Here is a 22826-nt window from a genome sequence, read left to right on the forward strand (position 1 = left end):
GACTCTTTTTAATATTTACCTATATTAGTGATAATTTTTTAAAAAGAAAGAGCCAATTTTTTTTAAAAGTGAAAGAAACCTGTGAAATCATATTATGTTATTCAGAGGTTGATAACTCCAACTTTGAATCTGGAAATAAAGGTTGGATTGATCAATTTGTATTAATATTTCAGAAATTTCTTGATCGTATTTCTGAGAGAAAATGCATAATTCATAAATTGTCCGATGATGAGGATGCTTATGAAGACGTTGACATATTCATTCCCGTTATCAGCCCTAATTTTCTTCAATCAGAAACTTGTCAGGAGTATTTGAGAAAACATCTCAAAAGGATTTCGGATGATCCATTAAAAAACAGTGATAGTGTTTATGCATTAGTTTATTTACCTGTTTTTGAAGAAGAACTGAATAATGTAGTAAAGGAAGCTCCCAAAGTTGATTTTTTCGAATTAGAATCTTTCTCAGATGTACCGGTAGTTTATGAATCTGAGAACGAAGAAGGTATTAATCAAAAATACTGGTCGCGTGTTTCTGATCTCAGCTCTATGGTTATCAATCATATTAGAAATGAAATTAGTATGATAGATAGCGGAGATCGTTCTTATTTTAAGAATGAAACAAAGAATATTTATGTTGCGAATGTTGTAAATGAATGCCTTGAAGCCAGGGAGGCTTTAATCAGGGATCTGAAAAGACATGGATATAATGTTTATCCTAAAGGCAGTATGCCTGATAATAAAATAGAGCTTAGTGCAAAGATTAAAGAGGAGTTGTCTTATTGTTCTGTTTCAGTTCATATGCTGGGAGGGGAATATGGCCATGTATCTGAAAAATTTAGAACCAGCATTTCTGAACTTGAACATGATCTATCACTTGAACGAGCAAACCAGGGAAACAATAAATTTAAAAGAATTGTCTGGTTGTCCACTCATTTGACTGAGATGTCTGACAGACAAAGATTTTTTGCAGAAAGAGTTATACAGCAATCTGAAGATAAATTGCTGACGGAAATTGTGGATTTACCCCTTGCTGAATTTAAATCACTCGTGCGAAAATTTATTAACAGTGATCAATTTCAGGAAGATATAAATCTGGATTATAGTGCTGGAGATAGTGAAGGAACATATTTAATGTATAGTGATTACGATAAACAGAATGTAGTCAAATTAAAGAATAAGTTAAATAAACTAGGAGTCAGGTACTCAGTTTGTGAAAATGAAGGGAACGCATTTGATACCTTTGAAAGACACAAATATCTACTTAACAATTGTTCTTCCACAATAATTTTTAATTCCAATCAAAACAAAGATTGGATTACATCTAAGTTAAGGGATGTACTTAAGTCAAAAGGCTTAGGCAGATCGCACAGTTACGATTTTAATGTGATCTACACGCCTGAATGTGATATTAACACTGATTTAATTGATAAGCTTGAATTTCCTATCATACTGCAAAGTGATGATTTTGAGAGAAAGTTGGAGGGGTTTTTAGCAAAAACAGCTAATAATTAATGAGCGATAATAAAGATCATATAAAATTTTTGACTGAAGAAAAGTTATTTATTCCTTTTCCCGGATTAAGACCTTTTAGTCCGGATGAAAGTCATTTGTTCTTTGGTCGTGAGGGGCAGAGTTCTGATATAATTACCAAACTTGAAAAGCATAACTTTGTTGCTGTAGTTGGAGATTCAGGAAGTGGTAAATCATCATTGATGTATTGCGGGTTGCTCCCAATGCTACAAGGTGGATTTATAAACAGTGCCGGTAGTAAATGGGAAGTTATTACTCTGAGACCCGGGATTTCCCCAATAAGTAATCTTGCAGAAGCTGTATTAAAGGTATCTGGTATTGATATTAATGAAGAAGAAAACTTCGAGATAAACAAAGCAATAAACTCTACTATCTTAAGAGGATCTTCACTGGGTTTAGTTGATCTAATCAGGCAATACAGGAGAGAGCAAGATAAAAGTTATCTGATACTGATTGACCAATTTGAAGAATTATTCAGATACCGGGCCAGTACAGAACACAATAGCGATGCAATAAATGAATCTATAGCTTTTGTGGATTTGTTTTTAGAAGCTATTAATCAATCAGAGCAGCCAATTTATGTAGCTCTGACAATGAGATCAGACTTTATTGGTGAATGTGCTCAGTTTCCCGAATTAACAAAAAAGATTAATAATAGTCATTACCTCATACCTCAACTCAGCCGTGGGCAAAAGCAACTTGCGATTGAAGGTCCTATTGCTGTAGGTGGAGGGAAAATATCAAAAAGATTAACTCAGCAATTACTTAATGATATTGGTGATACCCAGGATCAGTTACCATTAATGCAGCATGCGTTAATGAGAACGTGGCAATATTGGGAAGAAAATAGAGAAGAAGAGGAATCTTTAGATATAAAGCATTACAATGCAGTAGGTACAATTCGTGAAGCACTGAGTCTACACGCTAATGAAGCTTATGACGAATTGAATGCAGAACAGAAACAAATCTGTGAAACTTTATTTAAAACGATCACTGAAAAAAAAGGAAGTGACAATTTTGGAATACGTCGACCCGAAAAAGTCTCTTACATTGCTGCTGTATGCGGTTGTTCTGTAGCTGAGCTTATCGAGGTTGTAGATAAGTTTCGTGAGCCAGGCAGATCATTATTAATGCCTCCTTATAATAAAGAACTCGATGGGGAATCAGTTATAGATATATCTCATGAGTCCTTGATGAGGATCTGGATAAGACTTAGAAACTGGGTTGAAGAGGAATCTGAAGCTGCCCAAATGTATCTTAGATTATCTGATGCTGCAGAGAAATATCAAATGGGAAAAGCTTCATTGCTTCGTCCGCCTGATCTTCAGCTGGCTTTAAACTGGCAGGAAAAATATAAACCGACTTTACAGTGGGCGCAGCGATACGACCCCTCGTTTGAGCGAGCAATGGTCTTTCTGAAAACTTCAAAAGAGGAATATGAAAGAGAGCTTCTGTTAAAAGAGCAATTACAAAAAGAAAATTAAGAAGAACCAGACTTGCGGCTATTCTATTCTCTGCAATTGCAGTGATTTGTACTATTTTCTTATTGTTTGCACTTCAACAGAGGGAAGCCGCAATTTATTCTGCTCAGGTGGCTAAGGAAGAGTCTGATAGAGCTGAAAGAAAAGAAATAGAAGCTAATTATCAAGCAGAAAAAGCCAGGAATAACCTGATAATTGCTGAAAGGCAAACCAGACTGGCCCAGGAAAGTGAAGAGAGGGCTAAAGCTGAAGCTGCCCGAAACGAATTATTGAGAATAGAGGCTCAGGAAGCTAATTTGAGACTTCAAATAAGTGAGGCTGAAGCCAGAAATGAAAAACAAAAAGCTGACTCTTTAAGGAAATTAGCTGATCAGAAAAGAGAAGAGGCTATTCAACAAAGACTCAAGGCTAATATTTATGCCCAGGATGCAGAGTTTGCCAGGTACAGAGCTATTGCACAGAGTATGGCTGTAAAATCTGTACAGACTGATGAGAAAGACTTAAAAGGATTGTTAGCTCAACAGGCATATTTATTTAACCTTAATTATGGAGGAAGTATTTATGATCCATATATATATGATGGATTATATTATGCATCGAAGGAATTAAATGAAAATCCTTTAAATAAAATTAAAGGTCATAAGGATGCTATTCGGTCAATTGCACATTATCATAATTCAGAAGCATTTGTATCTGCAGGATCAGATGGGAAGTTGATGCTGTGGGAATGGAATGACGGGGAGTTGGAAGAAAAAGAGATCTATCAAAATGATGGAGTTGAAAACAGAACTTTGACAATAAGCAGTGATGATAAATGGCTGGTTAATGGTACCGGAGCGAATGCGATGCAGATTTTCGATCTTGAGAAATTAAGGAGAAAACCTCAGGTTGTTAACGGACATTTTGAACCTATTGTGGAAGTAGATTTTTATAAAGGTAATAAAGGAATCGTATCAATTGGTTTAGATAGTATCATTGGATACTATGATTTTGAAGTCTTCCATGTATTATACAAGGCCAAAAGCAGACCAAATGCACTTTCGGTAAATCCTGTTACAGGTGAAATTTATGTAGGTCTGGAAAATGGCCAGATTTTAAGAATGGCCGATGTATCCAAAAAACCTGTCGCATGGAAGAAATATGAAGGTCCTATTACAGCTCTGGAATTTAATGAAGCCGGAACTCTATTGGCAATTGGTATAACGTTAAATAATAACAGAAGTGACGTGGTTTTAATACAGCCTCAGATCAAAAAACAGTATGCTCGATTGAGAGGTCATAAGTCAGCAATTACAACATTACAATTTGGGCAAAATGATGAATTGTTAGCATCAGCTTCATTCGATCGCAGTGTGTTAGTCTGGCCAATGACTGATGTTAACCAGCTACCAATTGTAATGGATGACCATGATGGCTGGGTGACTTCACTGAAGTTTACTCAAAATGGTGATTATTTAATTGCGGGTACTTCAAGAGATTATTTACGCTTAAGGCCGATTTCAGCTACGATTATGGCTAATGATATGTGTGAGTATCTGAAAAGGAATTTTACAAAAGAAGAATGGTATCAATATGTAGCGCCTGATATTGATTATGAAACAACGTGTGGTGAAATTGGACAATAAATTTATTATACCGATCCTATTTATCTTGTGCTTTTCTTTAGAAGTGAAAGCACAGGAAACAACCTGCAGCCAGCAACTTCGCAGGGCTCAGGAATTATATGACATCGGTCATTTTAAAGATATCCCTCTGCTTCTTGAAGATTGTATGAATGGTGGTTTTACTAAGGAAGAAAAAGTTCAGGCATTAAAATTATTAGTCCTTACCGATATATTTAAAGATGACTGGTATGAAGCAGATACTTCTATGATGAAGTTTCTTCATGCTAAACCTGATTATGAGATCAATGAAGATTTTGACCCTTCGGAATTTATAAACCTTTATAATTCTTTTAAAACCTGGCCTGCTTTTAGCATTGGTTTTAAGGGTGGTTCGAATATTAGCACGATTAATATCACCGAATTATATGGTGTTGATAATACCATTGCAGACTCATCAAATTCAAGTATCAATTTAGGATTTCAATTTGGTGTAGTAGGTGAATATATGATTAATGAGTCATTCCAGGCGTTTGCTGAAATTCAGTTTATACAGAACAGATTCACCAAGACCAGTAGTCTGTTTGATTTTAATGTTCAGGAGGTTAAAGAAAACCAGTCCTGGATCGGATTACCCATTGGGGTGAGATATACATTGAAAGGTAAAAAAGTAAGGCCATTCCTATACCTTGGGGGTGATATTTCATATCTCCTTTCTTCTGTTGGAAATGTTACTAGAGTAGGGTCGTTTGAAACAAGACCAATTATAAGCCCCAATTTTGATTATGTCGAATCCGGAGTTAGAAATCGCCTGAATATTAGTGCGATTGGAGGCTTTGGAGTTAAGATCAAAACAGGTATACACAATATTTTAATTGATGTTCGCGGTCAAAAAGGATTCCCTAATCTTTCTACTGTTGATAATAGGTATGGAGACCGGGAATTGCTTTATCGATTTGGGTATGTAGATGATGATTTTCAATTAAATGTATTCAGCGTAAGTGTGGGATATATTTACTCAATTTATAAGGTTAAAAAGATCAAGGATAAGAAGCTGTGATTAGGAAGTATTTTTACATATTGATAATATTATTCATTGCCTTTGTCAGCGGATGTGACAGTGTTAACGTTGAGCCTGAAAAAGAGCGTATCTTCGTTAAGATGTATGGTGGTGAACAGAGAGATGAGGGAGTTGATGTTAAACAGCTATCTGACGGAGGATATGTTATTTTGGGTAATAGCTACTCTAATTACGGAGGCCAGTTTGGAGGCCAGGATATTATTGTGATCCGTACTGATGCTCAGGGAAATGAATTATGGAGAAAAAGACTTGGAGGTCCTGGTTTTGATGAAGGAAAGGATATCATAATTGATGCTTCGGGTAATATTCTTGTTGTTGGAAGCAGAGGGCTTAATAACGGTGTTAAATTAGGATATATTTCTAAAATTTCTTTAACCGGTGAATTATTGGTTGAAGATATATTTGGTGATAGCACTAATTCATATGTCTATAATTCAGCTAACTATTATGAAGACTTTTTATTTGTTACAGGCAAAACTAGTTGCACGCAATGTAAAAAAGATGGGAAACTAGATAATGGCGATACTGTAGATATTGTAATAAGTGCTTATCAGCTTTCTAGTTTCGCTTTTTTAGATACCCTTTTTGATGGATTTGAGGGAGTTGATGAAGGAAAATTCCTTCTAAATTTTGATGATTCTGACTTAGGAATTAATCAATTAAACCTGGCTATATTGGCTGATGCTTCTAATGGAATTAATGGTCAAAGTTCTCAAACTGGTGACTTTATATTTTTAACTGACGCTAAATATTTTAGTGAAACACAATCCACATTTAATAAGGCTTCTGATAACCAAGATGGTTACTTAAAAACCACTGATATAATTTCAAGACCAGGTAATAATTTAATATACTATTTTGCAGCAAATTATTATTCGAGTCTTTCTGACCCAACTCCAGAGCAAAGAATTATTTCCTTTAGAAAGGAGCCTTTAGAAGCTCCTGAATTTATTTCCAGAAGTATTTATAATCTTGGAGATAGTGAAATTAGTGGATTAGCCTATTTTTCTACAGAGGATGGAGCTCGTATAATTACAGCTTCTTCAACTAATTTTTACAGTGATGCTCAAAGTAATACAGATATTGTTTTACCAGCGTATCAAATTAATGCTGCAAATAGTTTTATTGAAGACGAAAATTGGAATTTAATTCCTCGTCTTCATGGTTACAATAGCAACGATAGAGCCGGTAATATAATTCAAACTTCAGATAATGGTTTAGCATTAGTGGGTACGATTGGTTTTGATGATCAGATCGAAAGTAGTAATACAATGATTTGCCTGATAAAAACAAATTCTGAAGGCTTTGTGGAATAATTACAAATATTAAGATACAGATATAAAAGACTTTTATACACGATATTAGAGCCATTTTTTAATGAACAGCTTAAATAGAATTTTTAATAAAAATCAAAAGAAAGCTAAAAATAATTGCTTACAGTTTTTACTGTTTGCTTTCGTGTTTTTAACATCTTTTTCGGGTTTTTCACAGGTAAGTGTTACCCCTGCAACTGGTGGTACAAATATCTGTGGTGATGGAAGTTTTATTCCTTTAGGTGATATTATAATTACTGAAAATAACAATGGGGATTTTAGTGCAGGAACCTACGATATTGACCTGGTTCTACCTGCAGGTTTTGAGTTTAATACCGGGGTTGGAAATATTATTGTTTCTAGTGGGAATAAAATAACCATCAATACAGCTACTTATATTTCCATCAATACCGCTCGAATTAATATAACTGTTTCTTCTGCAACAGGAGGACCGGCAGATGAGCTTACTTATACCAATTTAGAAGTACGATTAACTGGTGCGGCAGCATCAGGTAATATTACGTTTAATGATGCTGGAAATAATGTATTGGGATTAAATGGAGCTAATGCTGGATCTCTTAATTTTAAGAATGTTGAAGGTGTTATTTCTGGAAATGCTTCTATTTGTCCTGGAACGAGTACCTTATTAATGTTTAATTTAACCGGAGGTACAGCACCATATGATGTAGTTTATTCCGATGGCACATCTAGCTTTACGGTAAACAATATTACCGATGGTTCTACTGTTAGTGTATCTCCTTCCACATCTACGACTTATACTTTATTAAGTGTTACTGATGACACAGGGTGTATCGATCAGGATCCTGCCGGTTCAGCAACTGTCACCATCGAATCGCCTGTTTCAGGATTATTATCAACTGTTCCTACTGAAATTTGTGCAGGGGAGAGCGTAAACTTAAGCTTTGCTTTAGCAGGCTCGTCAACTACCTATGATGTTACCTATACTGATGGCACGACACCGGTAACTTTAACCGGAATTAGTGATGGTCATGTTGAAACGATCACGCCAAGTGCAACAGCAACGTATAGCATTACCAGCATCACAGCAAACTCATCGACTTGCTCGACTACGACAAATGTGAGTGGCACGCCAACGGTAAGCGTGAATCCACAGCCGGACGGCAGTCTGTCAGGTGGGGCAACGATCTGTGCAGGAGGCTCAACGAACTTAACCTTTAACTTTGCCGCTGGCACCGCACCATTTGATGTGGTGTATACCGATGGCACAACTAACTTTACAGTAAACAATATTACCGATGGAGCGACAGTGAGTGTATCTCCATCAACGACAACGACTTATACCTTAGTCAGCATCACCGATGATAACGGTTGTACTGATCCGACACCAACGGGCAGTGCAACGGTTACGGTATCACCACAAGTAAGTGGAAACTTATCTGCTGATGCATCCGCAATCTGTGCAGGGGAGAGCGTAAACTTAAGCTTTGCTTTAGCAGGCTCGTCAACTACCTATGATGTTACCTATACTGATGGCACGACACCGGTAACTTTAACCGGAATTAGTGATGGTCATGTTGAAACGATCACGCCAAGTGCAACAGCAACGTATAGCATTACCAGCATCACAGCAAACTCATCGACTTGCTCGACTACGACAAATGTGAGTGGCACGCCAACGGTAAGCGTGAATCCACAGCCGGACGGCAGTCTGTCAGGTGGGGCAACGATCTGTGCAGGAGGCTCAACGAACTTAACCTTTAACTTTGCCGCTGGCACCGCACCATTTGATGTGGTGTATACCGATGGCACAACTAACTTTACAGTAAACAATATTACCGATGGAGCGACAGTGAGTGTATCTCCATCAACGACAACGACTTATACCTTAGTCAGCATCACCGATGATAACGGTTGTACTGATCCGACACCAACGGGCAGTGCAACGGTTACGGTATCACCACAAGTAAGTGGGAACTTATCTGCTGATGCATCCGCAATCTGTGCAGGGGAGAGCGTAAACTTAAGCTTTGCTTTAGCAGGCTCGTCAACTACCTATGATGTTACCTATACTGATGGCACGACACCGGTAACTTTAACCGGAATTAGTGATGGTCATGTTGAAACGATCACGCCAAGTGCAACAGCAACGTATAGCATTACCAGCATCACGGCAAACTCATCGACTTGCTCGACTACGACAAATGTGAGTGGCACGCCAACGGTAAGCGTGAATCCACAGCCGGACGGCAGTCTGTCAGGTGGGGCAACGATCTGTGAAGGAGGCTCAACGAACTTAACCTTTAACTTTGCCACTGGCACCGCACCATTTGATGTGGTGTATACCGATGGCACATCTAGCTTTACAGTAAACAATATTACCGATGGAGCGACAGTGAGTGTATCTCCATCAACGACAACGACTTATACCTTAGTCAGCATCACCGATGATAACGGTTGTACTGATCCGACACCAACCGGCAGTGCAACGGTTACGGTATCACCACAAGTAAGTGGAAACTTATCTGCTGATGCATCCGCAATCTGTGCAGGGGAGAGCGTAAACTTAAGCTTTGCTTTAGCAGGCTCGTCAACTACCTATGATGTTACCTATACTGATGGCACGACACCGGTAACTTTAACCGGAATTAGTGATGGTCATGTTGAAACGATCACGCCAAGTGCAACAGCAACGTATAGCATTACCAGCATCACGGCAAACTCATCGACTTGCTCGACTACGACAAATGTGAGTGGCACGCCAACGGTAAGCGTGAATCCACAGCCGGACGGCAGTCTGTCAGGTGGGGCAACGATCTGTGCAGGAGGCTCAACGAACTTAACCTTTAACTTTGCCGCTGGCACCGCACCATTTGATGTGGTGTATACCGATGGCACAACTAACTTTACAGTAAACAATATTACCGATGGAGCGACAGTGAGTGTATCTCCATCAACGACAACGACTTATACCTTAGTCAGCATCACCGATGATAACGGCTGTACTGATCCGACACCAACGGGCAGTGCAACGGTTACGGTATCACCACAAGTAAGTGGAAACTTATCTGCTGATGCATCCGCAATCTGTGCAGGGGAGAGCGTAAACTTAAGCTTTGCTTTAGCAGGCTCGTCAACTACCTATGATGTTACTTATACTGATGGCACGACACCGGTAACTTTAACCGGAATTAGTGATGGTCATGTTGAAACGATCACGCCAAGTGCAACAGCAACGTATAGCATTACCAGCATCACAGCAAACTCATCGACTTGCTCGACTACGACAAATGTGAGTGGCACGCCAACGGTAAGCGTGAATCCACAGCCGGACGGCAGTCTGTCAGGTGGGGCAACGATCTGTGCAGGAGGCTCAACGAACTTAACCTTTAACTTTGCCGCTGGCACCGCACCATTTGATGTGGTGTATAGTGATGGCACAACTAACTTTACAGTAAACAATATTACCGATGGAGCGACAGTGAGTGTATCTCCATCAACGACAACGACTTATACCTTAGTCAGCATCACCGATGATAACGGCTGTACTGATCCGACACCAACGGGCAGTGCAACGGTTACGGTATCACCACAAGTAAGTGGAAACTTATCTGCTGATGCATCCGCAATCTGTGCAGGGGAGAGCGTAAACTTAAGCTTTGCTTTAGCAGGCTCGTCAACTACCTATGATGTTACCTATACTGATGGCACGACACCGGTAACTTTAACCGGAATTAGTGATGGTCATGTTGAAACGATCACGCCAAGTGCAACAGCAACGTATAGCATTACCAGCATCACAGCAAACTCATCGACTTGCTCGACTACGACAAATGTGAGTGGTACGCCAACGGTAACCGTGAATCCACAGCCGGACGGCAGTCTGTCAGGTGGGGCAACGATCTGTGCAGGAGGCTCAACGAACTTAACCTTTAACTTTGCCACTGGCACCGCACCATTTGATGTGGTGTATAGTGATGGCACAACTAACTTTACAGTAAACAATATTACCGATGGAGCGACAGTGAGTGTATCTCCATCAACGACAACGACTTATACCTTAGTCAGCATCACCGATGATAACGGCTGTACTGATCCGACACCAACGGGCAGTGCAACGGTTACGGTATCACCACAAGTAAGTGGAAACTTATCTGCTGATGCATCCGCAATCTGTGCAGGGGAGAGCGTAAACTTAAGCTTTGCTTTAGCAGGCTCGTCAACTACCTATGATGTTACCTATACTGATGGCACGACACCGGTAACTTTAACCGGAATTAGTGATGGTCATGTTGAAACGATCACGCCAAGTGCAACAGCAACGTATAGCATTACCAGCATCACAGCAAACTCATCGACTTGCTCGACTACGACAAATGTGAGTGGCACGCCAACGGTAAGCGTGAATCCACAGCCGGACGGCAGTCTGTCAGGTGGGGCAACGATCTGTGCAGGAGGCTCAACGAACTTAACCTTTAACTTTGCCGCTGGCACCGCACCATTTGATGTGGTGTATACCGATGGCACAACTAACTTTACAGTAAACAATATTACCGATGGAGCGACAGTGAGTGTATCTCCATCAACGACAACGACTTATACCTTAGTCAGCATCACCGATGATAACGGCTGTACTGATCCGACACCAACCGGCAGTGCAACGGTTACGGTATCACCACAAGTAAGTGGAAACTTATCTGCTGATGCATCCGCAATCTGTGCAGGGGAGAGCGTAAACTTAAGCTTTGCTTTAGCAGGCTCGTCAACTACCTATGATGTTACCTATACTGATGGCACGACACCGGTAACTTTAACCGGAATTAGTGATGGTCATGTTGAAACGATCACGCCAAGTGCAACAGCAACGTATAGCATTACCAGCATCACGGCAAACTCATCGACTTGCTCGACTACGACAAATGTGAGTGGCACGCCAACGGTAAGCGTGAATCCACAGCCGGACGGCAGTCTGTCAGGTGGGGCAACGATCTGTGCAGGAGGCTCAACGAACTTAACCTTTAACTTTGCCGCTGGCACCGCACCATTTGATGTGGTGTATACCGATGGCACAACTAACTTTACAGTAAACAATATTACCGATGGAGCGACAGTGAGTGTATCTCCATCAACGACAACGACTTATACCTTAGTCAGCATCACCGATGATAACGGTTGTACTGATCCGACACCAACCGGCAGTGCAACGGTTACGGTATCACCACAAGTAAGTGGAAACTTATCTGCTGATGCATCCGCAATCTGTGCAGGGGAGAGCGTAAACTTAAGCTTTGCTTTAGCAGGCTCGTCAACTACCTATGATGTTACCTATACTGATGGCACGACACCGGTAACTTTAACCGGAATTAGTGATGGTCATGTTGAAACGATCACGCCAAGTGCAACAGCAACGTATAGCATTACCAGCATCACAGCAAACTCATCGACTTGCTCGACTACGACAAATGTGAGTGGCACGCCAACGGTAAGCGTGAATCCTTTGCCAAATGTAGTAGCAAATCCGGCTAATGAAACAATATGTAGTGGTGAACAAACTAATATTTCATTTTCTACAGATAATGGGGTGTCTCCTGTAACCTATTCCTGGACAGTGAGTTCAAGTGGAGCTGATATCTCTGGAGCATCTTCCGGATTTGGTAATACTTTGAATCAAACTTTATTTAATTCCGGAATAACATCGCAAACTGTAACATATACAGTTACACCGGAGAGTGGTAATGGATGTTCAGGGAATAGCATTGACATAACTATTACAGTCAATCCTTTACCGGAACTTACTGTAACGAACAATACTTCTGAGATCTGTAGCGGAGAAACTACTGATATTCAATTATCAGGAACAACAACGGGAGCGACGATCAGTCTTGCTGCAGTAAATTACAATGGCCTGACAGGTGGATCATATGCTACAGGAGGGACATTTACTTATGGAGATGCGATTGCCGAGACATTAACAAATGGCGGGTTGACACCGATCACAATCGATTATGTATTCACTGTCAGTGGCAATGGATGTACCGGAACTACGATTACCGAATCGGTTACTGTTAATCCGACTCCGGACCTGACTGTGACCAACAATACAACCGATATCTGCAGTGGAGAATCTGTCAATATCAATGTATCGAGTGGAGTGTCAGGAGCAACGATTACTTTGCAAACAGTTAATTATAATGGCTTAACAGGAAGTTATGCTGGAGGAGAAACATTTACTTCGGGAAGTAATCTGATAGAAAATCTTATTAATACAACTACTGCACCGGTGACAGTTGATTATTCATTTACTGTATCATCGAATGGTTGTGATAATCCTGCTGTTCAAACAGCGAGTGTAATAGTTAATCCAATACCGGAACTTACTGTCACAAATAATACTCCTGAGATTTGTAGCGGAGAAACTACTGATATTCAATTATCAGGAACAACAACGGGAGCGACGATCAGTCTTGCTGCGGTAAATTACAATGGCCTGACAGGTGGATCATATGCTACGGGAGGGACATTTACTTATGGAGATGCGATTGCCGAGACATTAACAAATGGTGGATTGACTTCGATCACAATCGATTATGTATTCACTGTCAGTGGCAATGGATGTACCGGAACTACGATTACCGAATCGGTTACTGTTAATCCGACTCCGGACCTGACTGTGACCAACAATACAACCGATATCTGCAGTGGAGAATCTGTCAATATCAATGTATCGAGTGGAGTGTCAGGAGCAACGATTACTTTGCAAACAGTTAATTATAATGGCTTAACAGGAAGTTATGCCGGAGGAGAAACATTTACTTCGGGAAGTAATCTGATAGAAAATCTTATTAATACAACTACTGCACCGGTGACAGTTGATTATTCATTTACTGTATCATCGAATGGTTGTGATAATCCTGCTGTTCAAACAGCAAGTGTAATAGTTAATCCAATACCGGAACTTACTGTCACAAATAATACTCCTGAGATTTGTAGCGGAGAAACTACTGATATTCAATTATCAGGAACAACAACGGGAGCGACGATCAGTCTTGCTGCGGTAAATTACAATGGCCTGACAGGTGGATCATATGCTACGGGAGGGACATTTACTTATGGAGATGCGATTGCCGAGACATTAACAAATGGTGGATTGACACCGATCACAATCGATTATGTATTCACTGTCAGTGGCAATGGATGTACCGGAACTACGATTACCGAATCGGTTACTGTTAATCCGACTCCGGACCTGACTGTGACCAACAATACAACCGATATCTGCAGTGGAGAATCTGTCAATATCAATGTATCGAGTGGAGTGTCAGGAGCAACGATTACTTTGCAAACAGTTAATTATAATGGCTTAACAGGAAGTTATGCCGGAGGTGAAACTTTCACATCAGGAAGTGGTGTTGTAGAAAGCCTAAATAATACGACTATAAATCCGATAACTGTAGAATACGTTTTCAGCGTATCTGCAAATGGGTGCGATAATATTACTACGGAAACGACAACTGTAATGGTAAGTCCATTACCAACGTTTACCAATCCTATTTCAGAACTATCCGATCAAATTTGTAGTGGTGATCAATTGAATTTCACTCCGGTTTCTTCTGTAACAGGAACTACTTTTAATTGGACTTCCTCTATTACCGGGACTATTGATCCAACTAGTGTTTCTACCAGTGGTAGTGGAGTTATTAGTAATTCACCTGTTAATACCGGTACAGACCAGGCTTCAGTAGTTTATACAATAACTCCAATAATAAACGGTTGTGAAGGACCGCAAAAAGAATATGTAGTAATTGTTAATCCGGTTGTTGAAGTAACTTCAGCATCTCAGAATTATGAAATATGCGGAAACGAAACTACGAATATTCAATTATTAGAAACCAGGTCTATTTCTGGTGTAGTGTATAATTGGACCGTTAACTCAGATGCGAACATTTCAGGAGCTACTGATGGGTCAGGTACAGTTATTTCCCAGTTACTACAAAATAGTTCAAATATTGCCGGTAATGTAGTTTATACAGTAACTCCAAGCTTTAATGGATGTCCGGGAATTCCATACGAAATCACAGTTAATGTTAAACCGATACCAGACGTAGAAGCATTACCTTCAGCAGAGTCCATTTGTAATGGTACGTCAACAAATATTACGCTGTCAAATCCGAATAATGTTGCAGGCACCACCTACACTTGGACTGCTTCTGCTGATGCTAATTTAACAGGAGCTTCAGATGGTACAGGTGATATTATCCAGCAAACGCTTTTTAATTCAGGAACTAATTCAGCTGGAGTTCAATACGAAATAACTCCGATTTCAAATGGTTGTGCGGGTACACCAATAACAGCCTTTGTTACTGTGAACCCGGAATTAATAGCTGATTCCGGGAATGATCAGGTAGTATGTGAAGGAACCGGAGTTACATTAGGAGGTTCTCCAACAGCTTCAGGTGGTTCAGGGTCTTATAACTATAACTGGACCGGCCCGGATAACTTTAGTTCTGCTGTGGCTAACCCTAATAATGTAATTGCACAGGTAGGAGTAAACACTTACACGGTTGTAGTTACAGATAGCAGAGGTTGTCAAAGTGCTCCGGAATCGATTAACATAACTGTTAATGATGCTCCTGAAGTATTTGCAGGAAATGATAGCCAGATATGCCGTGACCAGATTTTTAATCTTGAAGGAAGTATTTCAGGATCTACTACAGAAGCTTATTGGTCATCACCAAGTGGTACGGTTGGATTTTCTCCATCAAATTTATTTTCCGAAGCATTAACTTATACTCCGACACAAGCAGAGATCGACGCAGGACAGGTAATATTAACTTTGACTACCAATGATCCTGCAGGACCTTGTGCGGCTGTTTCTGACCAGGTATTGATTATTATAAATGATCTCCCAAATGCCAGCTTTAGCGGATTGCCTTCTGAGCTTGCGGAGAATGATTCACCTGTAGAATTAACTCCATTTAATACAGGAGGTAATTTCTTCTTTAATGGTGTTGATTTTGGAACAAATATTTTTGATCCTAATCCTAACACAGGTACAAATGCTACATTAGGTCAAAATGAGATAATGTATACATTTACAGATGGTAAAGGATGTACCAACAGTACAACGCAAACTGTATTTATAAATGCACTAACTCCAATTAATTTCTTCGTTGGAGATAGTACCGTTGATGCTTCGGGTAACCCGGTAGTATGTAGTAATGAAGGTCTTCAGCTTTTAGTCGGAGATCCATCTGCCGATCAGATTAATTACGATGCTAATACACCTCCAAATACTGTAGGTTTCTTTGACGGAGCTAACGTAATCGAGATAAACGGTGAATTCTTTTTTGATCCTGCGGCAGCTGGTACAGGTATTCACCAGGTTACCTACACATATACCAATGAAAATAATGCTACGAATCAATTAACTAAAGACGTGTTTGTTTTTGGTACTCCACAAGTTGACTTCACTTTTTCAGAGCAATGTGTAAGCGATCCGGTTTTATTTGAAGATGCTTCATCAATTGAACCATCACCATTCAGTGAAGGGTTAGTTTCCTGGACATGGGAATTTGGAGATGGATCAATGAATGATAACAGGCAAGATCCCGATCATTTATATAATAATGCCGGGACTTATGATGTGACACTGACAACAACCACCTCCAGAGGATGTACCAGTACTGGAACTAAAAGTGTAAAAGTCGGAGAAGTTCCTGTAATAGACTTCCTGGTTTCCAGAGTTTGTAATGGAGATCAATCGATATTTACTCCATCGGTGTCATTACCAGACCAGGAGATTGTAGGATGGTTATGGGAATTTGGAGACGGTACTCAATCAGTTAATAAAAATGCAACATATACCTATCCTTCACAGGGTAATTATAATACTTCTTTAACAGTTGAAACTACAGAGGGATGTATTGAAACAGTCCAGCAAGAGATATTTATTTTACCACGTGTGACTTTGGTTAGTGATCCTGCGAATCCGTATTTAGCTACTTTCAATTCAGGTACAGAAGGATGGGTAGCACAGGGAGAAAATGTAAGTTGGGAGGTTGGCTCACCTTCCGGCGGAACGATATTCCCAATTGATAATCAGGCATGGGTAACAAATGCTGATGGATCACCATCTGTATCAGAAGATAGCTGGGTGAATTGCCCTTGTTTCGATTTTAGTAATATGACCAGACCAATGCTAAGTCTTGATTATTTCTCAGATCTGTTTAGTGAGGATGGAGCTGTTATTCAATATTCTCTAAATGGCGGGGAAACATGGGAAGTTCTTGGTCAAACCGGATCTGGTATTAATTGGTATTCCAGTGATAAAGTAACTTCAAGACCAGGTGATCAGGATGGTTTTAACAGTTATGGCTGGAATACCGCAGAGGATGATTGGAAGACAGGGAGAATATATTTAGATGAATTAATCGGGCAGCCTTCAGTAAGAATGAGAGTAGCATTCGCTACCGGACCAAATCCTCCGTTAGGATCTGAATTTGATGGTTTTGCTCTTGATAATTTTAAAATATTTGAAAGAAGCAGAAATGTATTAGTTGAACAATTTTCAAATCTTGCTCCAGAAGTTCTTACAGGCACACAAGAAAGTATAAACAGACTTGAGCAGGCGGGTGATGAGATATTAATGATGCATTATTTCACAGACATTCCAGCAGTTGATAGTTTATATGATGCTAATAGGGCAGATCAGGGTGCAAGAGGATTATATTACTCTGTTTCACAAACTCCAACTACAGTAATCGATGGAAACGTTTATAATGGTTTATCTTCAGATTGGCAATTAAATACAGTACTTACCAGGAGCTTGATAGATCCCGACTTTAAAATTGAAATCGATTTTCCAGTTCCAAATGAACGATATAATTTAACATTCGACATAGATGTAACTAGTATTTATGACCGGGCAGCCGAGGACATTTATGTTCAGACCGTTGTTGTAGAAAATGAAGTGTTATTGAGTAATGGAGATGTGATTCCAAATCTTGTTAAGGAATTTTTACCAAGCGCTGCCGGAACCTTATACAGATTTAATTGGGCACAGGGTGAGAGAAGGTCATTAAGGTTTGATTGGGAAATTACAGCTTATGACCCATCAGAGTTAGCGGTTATTGTATTTATACAGAACAGCTCCGGAGAGGTATTACAATCACAAATAGTAAAAGCTCCGGATTACGGTTATGAAAATTCTGTACTTACAGGAATTGAAGATGATTTTAAAAATACCAGGGTGCTAGTTTATCCTAACCCTGCAGTAAACGAGACAACTTTATTATTAGAAGAACCGGTTAAAGAAGATACAGATTTGATAATGTATGATAGTAAAGGGTCTGTTGTATACGAAGGGAAGATTTTGAGAGGGGCAATGGAAAAACAAATTGAATTATCTAACTATTCAACCGGTATTTATAATCTACAATTAATATCTGAAGGAAGAGTATTGGGTACCCTTAGAATAATTAAGAATTAGTGAATCATTTAGTTTGACTTTAGAGGATTAAAGAAATATATTAATGTGCGTATAAAACTTAATAGCCCTAATGAGTACTGACCTTTATAGTTCTCTGTTAAATGAGAGAGCAGATTTATTTTTCGAGGCAGCTGATAAACCGTTTCTTATTTTAGAATTCAATGGGGAATTTTTTTCAATCTTATCATCCTCTTTTAAAGCAAGTGAAAGTGATGTTATTGAACTCCAGAATAAAATCAGAAAAATTGATAGTAGATTAATTGAACAAGGAGGTATATTTCTTTTAAATCACCAATTATTTAATATATGTCAATTTATAAAGTCTTATGATAATAAGGCTTTATTTTATGGGATCCTTTTAAAAGAGGGTGAATTACCAATATCCAGGCTTCCCGAGCTGAACTTTAATGATACTTCCAACAAGATCATCATTAATAAAGATACTGGCCTTATTCATAGTGCATCAAAAGCCTTTTGTGAATTATTTGATTTTGAATGGAGCGAATTGATAGGTGCAAATGTAGCTGAAATATTTGGAAGAAAAACCTGTGAGCTTTTATCTAAGGGAATTTTATTATTTAAGGGTAAATTATCCCTTACTTCAAAGGGCAATGTCAAATGGGGAAATATCAAGGTTATTGAATCTTATCAAACTAATGATAAGGAATTTTTAATTCTGAATTTCGATGATTTGACAGAAAGTCATTTACGAAGCTTGCAGTACTTCCAGATGATGAGACAATTCGGTGAATCAATCCTTGTTGTAGACCTTAAATCGAGAAGGATAATTGACCTTAATAATGCTACAATTGACCTGACTGGTCTTTCTCAGCAAGAAATTTTATCAAAAAGGATAATCGATATTTTACCTGATTTATATCCATCAAGTGATGGAGGTTTTAGTGTCTGGGTAAAGACCATTAAAGAGTTGTCAAATGCTGGTGAGAATTATATCAAACGCTGTACTCTCAAATCTGATAACTTTAAAATTACGGTTGAGGCTTCTGTCCATTATCATTATTTAGATAATAAAGGTTATTTCACTGTCTTATTAAGAGATATAACCAGGCAATTGAAGTCTGAATATTCATTGAAAGATAGCAGGGAAAAGTTACAAATTCTCTTTAATAATGTTGGGTATGGAATTATTGAAACAAGTCCTTCTGATATAATTATCAGAGTAAACAAAACCTTCCAGGAGCTATCTGACTTAACTGAAGCTGATTTGGTAGGTCGACCAATAGAATCTGTTTTTTCAGAAATTCCCTCTTTAAATCGAAAAGATCCTATTCATATAAATACCTCAGACTCAAGAATTGTGAGCCTTTTAAATGGTCAGGAAAAGGATGTATATATATCACTTAAGAAGTCAATAGTAAGTGGATCTGATAAAAAAGTTCGATCGCATATTTATGTGATGGAAGATGTTACCGATTATTTAATTACATATCAGAAAAGTAAGGAACAGGAGTCTCTTCTTGAATCAGTTAATGAAAATTTAAAAGAAGCAATTTATAGGTGTATTAAAGGTAAAGGACTAGTGTACGCTAACAAAGCGTTTTTGGAGTTGTTTGGATTTAAAGATCTAAATGAAGCATTAAATACATCAGAAAGCGAACTGAATGATTATTATCTTAATGGAGACCGAAGAAAATCAATTTTACTGCAAGCAAGAAATAAAGGATATATAAAGAGTGCTGAAGCCGAATTTATCCGTAGGGATGGAACTAAATGGTGGGGATTACTTAACTGTACCGTCAATAAAAATGAAAATAGTGAATGGATTATTGATGGAGCTATAGTAGATATTTCATTGAGAAAAGAAGCTGAAGATCAGGCAAGGGCTAACCAGGACTTATTAAAATCAGTGAATGAAAATATTCATGATGCAATTTATCGAAGTACCACTGATGATAAAGTAATATATGCAAATAAAGCTTTTTTGAATCTCTTCGGATTGGATGAAAATATACAAGTACATCAAATAGATCCTCAGAATCTATATCGAAATAAGTCGGATAGAAACGAAATAATTAAAGAGGTTGAAGAGAAAGGAATGGTTAAAAACAGGGAAATTTTCTTTATCAGGGAAGACGGGGCCGGTTTTTGGGGACTTATTAGTATGAGTAAAATGGTGGGAGAAGATGGAAAGCATTATTTAAATGGTGCTATTAGGGATATTACTGATCGGAAAATCGCTCAAATCAATCTTAAGAAGAAAAATGAAGAATTAAGAAAAATTAATTCTCAATTAGACCGGTTTGTTTATAGTGCTAGCCACGATTTAAGAGCTCCATTAACCTCACTTTTGGGTCTTATTAATATTGCTGAAAAGGATAAGGATAATCTTGAGCAATATTTTGAACTAATGAAAAAAAGTATTTTTAAGCAAGATGGTTTTATAAAAGATATTATTGATTTCTCTAGAAATAAGGAGATTCCTGAAAAATTAGAAAGAATATATCCGGGTGATTTTATTACAGAAATTCTTGATAATTTAATCTATGGGAATCCTGATGACCGGATAAAAGTAAATGTAATAATTGAAGATAACATTTCGGAGATACAATGCGATTCCAAAAGGCTTTCAATTATTTTATCAAATCTTATTTCAAACTCTTTTAAATATGCTGATTTTAACAAAGAAAAACCCTATGTCAATATCAGTGTCTCTGCCGATTCAAATTATGTTATTTTTGAAATAGAAGATAACGGTATTGGGATTAGCGAAAAGTATCTAGGTAAAATATTTGATATGTTTTTCCGTGCCCACGACACATCCTTTGGTTCCGGAATAGGGCTTTATATTGTAAAAGAAACAATTGAAAAGTTAAAGGGAAAGATCTTCGTAGAATCAACCATAAAAAAAGGCACCAAGTTTATAGTCATGGTGCCTAATAGAAAATGATTTTTTCCTAATTAAATTATTTTTACAAAGAAGTAATTCTTTCTTCCTTTTTGTATCAGATAATATTTATTCGAAAGCGGATTAATATCAAGGATTGCATTTCCATCTGTAATCTTTTCTTTATTTATTGATATACCACCTTCTTTGATCATTCTTCGAGCCTCACCTTTACTTTTAAAAATTAAATCTCCAATGTGCTCACCCAGAAAATCCACATAACTAATCTCACCAGGTGTGTTAATTTCTTTTTGTGGAACTGTTTCAAAAACTTGTAGTAAAGTTTTTTCTCCCAGCGAATCGAAATCGGAAATTGTTGCTTTTTTATCAAATAGTATTTTGGAAGCTTTTTTAGCGGTTTCAAGTTCTGTTTCACCATGAACCATTTTGGTGATATCGTCAGCAAGAGCATTCTGAAGAGTTCGCAAATGAGGAGCTTCTTCGTGTTGCTTCTCCAGAGTTTCAATTTCTTCTTTTGATTTAAGTGTAAATACTCTGATCAATTTCTTACTGTCTTCATCAGAACAATTAAGCCAGAATTGATAAAATTGGTAAGGAGAGGTCATTTCGGGATCCAGCCAGATGTTGCCTCCTTCTGATTTTCCAAATTTTGATCCGTCTGCTTTAGTAACCAAAGGAGCAGTAAGTGCATAAGCCTCTCCCTGGGCTTTTCTTCTGATATATTCAGTTCCTGTAGTAATATTGCCCCATTGATCAGATCCTCCCATTTGGATCTTCACACTATGATTAGCATATAAATGGTAGAAGTCATATCCCTGAAGCAACTGGTAAGCGAACTCTGTAAATGAAATTCCAGTTTCCAGTCGTTTTTTAACGCTGTCTTTAGCTAGCATGTAGTTAACAGAAATATGCTTTCCGTTATCTCTCAAAAATTCCAGAAAACCAAAATTTTTAAACCAGTCATAATTGTTTAATACAATGGCAGAATTTTCTCCACTATCAAAATCGAGGAATTGTTCTAATTGCTTTTTAATTCCAGATTGATTTTCACGCAAGGTTTCTTCATCCAGTAATTTTCTTTCGGCAGCTTTGAAGGATGGATCACCAATCATACCGGTAGCGCCTCCGACTAAAGCAACCGGTTTGTGTCCGGCTCTCTGAAAATGAACCAAAAGCATAATCGTTGCCAGGTTTCCAATGTGAAGTGATTTAGCTGTAGGATCAAAACCAATATATCCGGCCGTTATTTCTTTTTTTAATTGTTCCTCAGTACCCGGAGTCATATCGTGCACCATTCCTCTCCATCGTAGTTCTTCAATAAAATCTGGCTTCATAGATATATTTACTTTTTTTAAATTTTTGGCAAATATAATGTTCATTTTTTGTTTAAGAGATAAAATCATGAATAATCCTTATCCGTGTTGAATAGCTATTAATTATTTAACTTTGCCTTTCGTTAAGTTTTGTGGTATTAGCCAATCATTGCTC

Annotated in this window: 8 protein-coding genes; 7 read left to right on the forward strand and 1 reads right to left on the reverse strand. The window is 38.3% G+C overall.

Features of this window, described 5'->3' with window-relative positions; all coding sequences use genetic code 11:
- Nucleotides 1-68 precede the first annotated feature (68 nt).
- The 7 genes from DCC35_RS09470 (at nucleotide 69) to DCC35_RS09500 (ending at nucleotide 21380) form a co-directional block, all read left to right on the forward strand.
- A complete protein-coding gene (locus DCC35_RS09470) occupies nucleotides 69-1511 on the forward strand; it encodes a DUF4062 domain-containing protein (RefSeq protein WP_137090556.1) in 1443 nt (480 codons plus the stop codon).
- Nucleotides 1511-3013 (forward strand): nSTAND1 domain-containing NTPase, encoded by a 1503-nt coding sequence (locus tag DCC35_RS09475; RefSeq protein ID WP_137090557.1) that lies wholly within the window; start codon nucleotides 1511-1513, stop codon nucleotides 3011-3013. The genes DCC35_RS09470 and DCC35_RS09475 overlap by 1 nt, the downstream gene beginning before the upstream one ends.
- 62 nt (nucleotides 3014-3075) lie before the next feature.
- Nucleotides 3076-4635: a hypothetical protein gene (locus tag DCC35_RS09480; protein WP_137090558.1), complete on the forward strand. Its 1560-nt coding sequence runs from the start codon at nucleotides 3076-3078 to the stop codon at nucleotides 4633-4635.
- Between the two features lie 43 nt (nucleotides 4636-4678).
- On the forward strand, nucleotides 4679-5671 hold the full coding sequence (locus tag DCC35_RS09485; protein ID WP_217495941.1) for a porin family protein: 993 nt from the start codon (nucleotides 4679-4681) through the stop codon (nucleotides 5669-5671).
- A complete protein-coding gene (locus tag DCC35_RS09490) occupies nucleotides 5668-7008 on the forward strand; it encodes a hypothetical protein (RefSeq protein WP_137090560.1) in 1341 nt (446 codons plus the stop codon). The genes DCC35_RS09485 and DCC35_RS09490 overlap by 4 nt, the downstream gene beginning before the upstream one ends.
- A 61-nt stretch (nucleotides 7009-7069) precedes the next feature.
- Nucleotides 7070-18472, forward strand: coding sequence for a PKD-like domain-containing protein (locus DCC35_RS09495; protein WP_137090561.1), 11403 nt, complete (start codon nucleotides 7070-7072; stop codon nucleotides 18470-18472).
- A 70-nt stretch (nucleotides 18473-18542) separates the two neighbouring features.
- Nucleotides 18543-21380 carry a PAS domain-containing sensor histidine kinase gene (locus tag DCC35_RS09500; protein WP_137090562.1) on the forward strand — a complete coding sequence of 946 codons (2838 nt, stop codon included), beginning with the start codon at nucleotides 18543-18545 and terminating at the stop codon, nucleotides 21378-21380.
- Nucleotides 21381-21391: 11 nt separating this feature from the next.
- Here DCC35_RS09500 and tyrS read toward each other — a convergent pair whose 3' ends face one another.
- Nucleotides 21392-22672, reverse strand: a complete 1281-nt coding sequence (tyrS, locus tag DCC35_RS09505) for a tyrosine--tRNA ligase (protein ID WP_137090563.1) — start codon at nucleotides 22670-22672, stop codon at nucleotides 21392-21394.
- Nucleotides 22673-22826: the final 154 nt, after the last annotated feature.

It is taken from the genome of Mangrovivirga cuniculi, from assembly GCF_005166025.1.
Lineage (GTDB): Bacteria > Bacteroidota > Bacteroidia > Cytophagales > Cyclobacteriaceae > Mangrovivirga > Mangrovivirga cuniculi.

Bases quoted from the DNA above. Each gene is read 5' to 3' on its own strand.
- DCC35_RS09475 (WP_137090557.1), top strand. From the start codon at position 1,511: ATGAGCGATAATAAAGATCATATAAAATTTTTGACTGAAGAAAAGTTA.
- DCC35_RS09495 (WP_137090561.1), top strand. From the start codon at position 7,070: ATGAACAGCTTAAATAGAATTTTTAATAAAAATCAAAAGAAAGCTAAA.
- DCC35_RS09500 (WP_137090562.1), top strand. From the start codon at position 18,543: ATGAGTACTGACCTTTATAGTTCTCTGTTAAATGAGAGAGCAGATTTA.
- tyrS (WP_137090563.1), bottom strand. From the start codon at position 22,672: ATGAAGCCAGATTTTATTGAAGAACTACGATGGAGAGGAATGGTGCAC.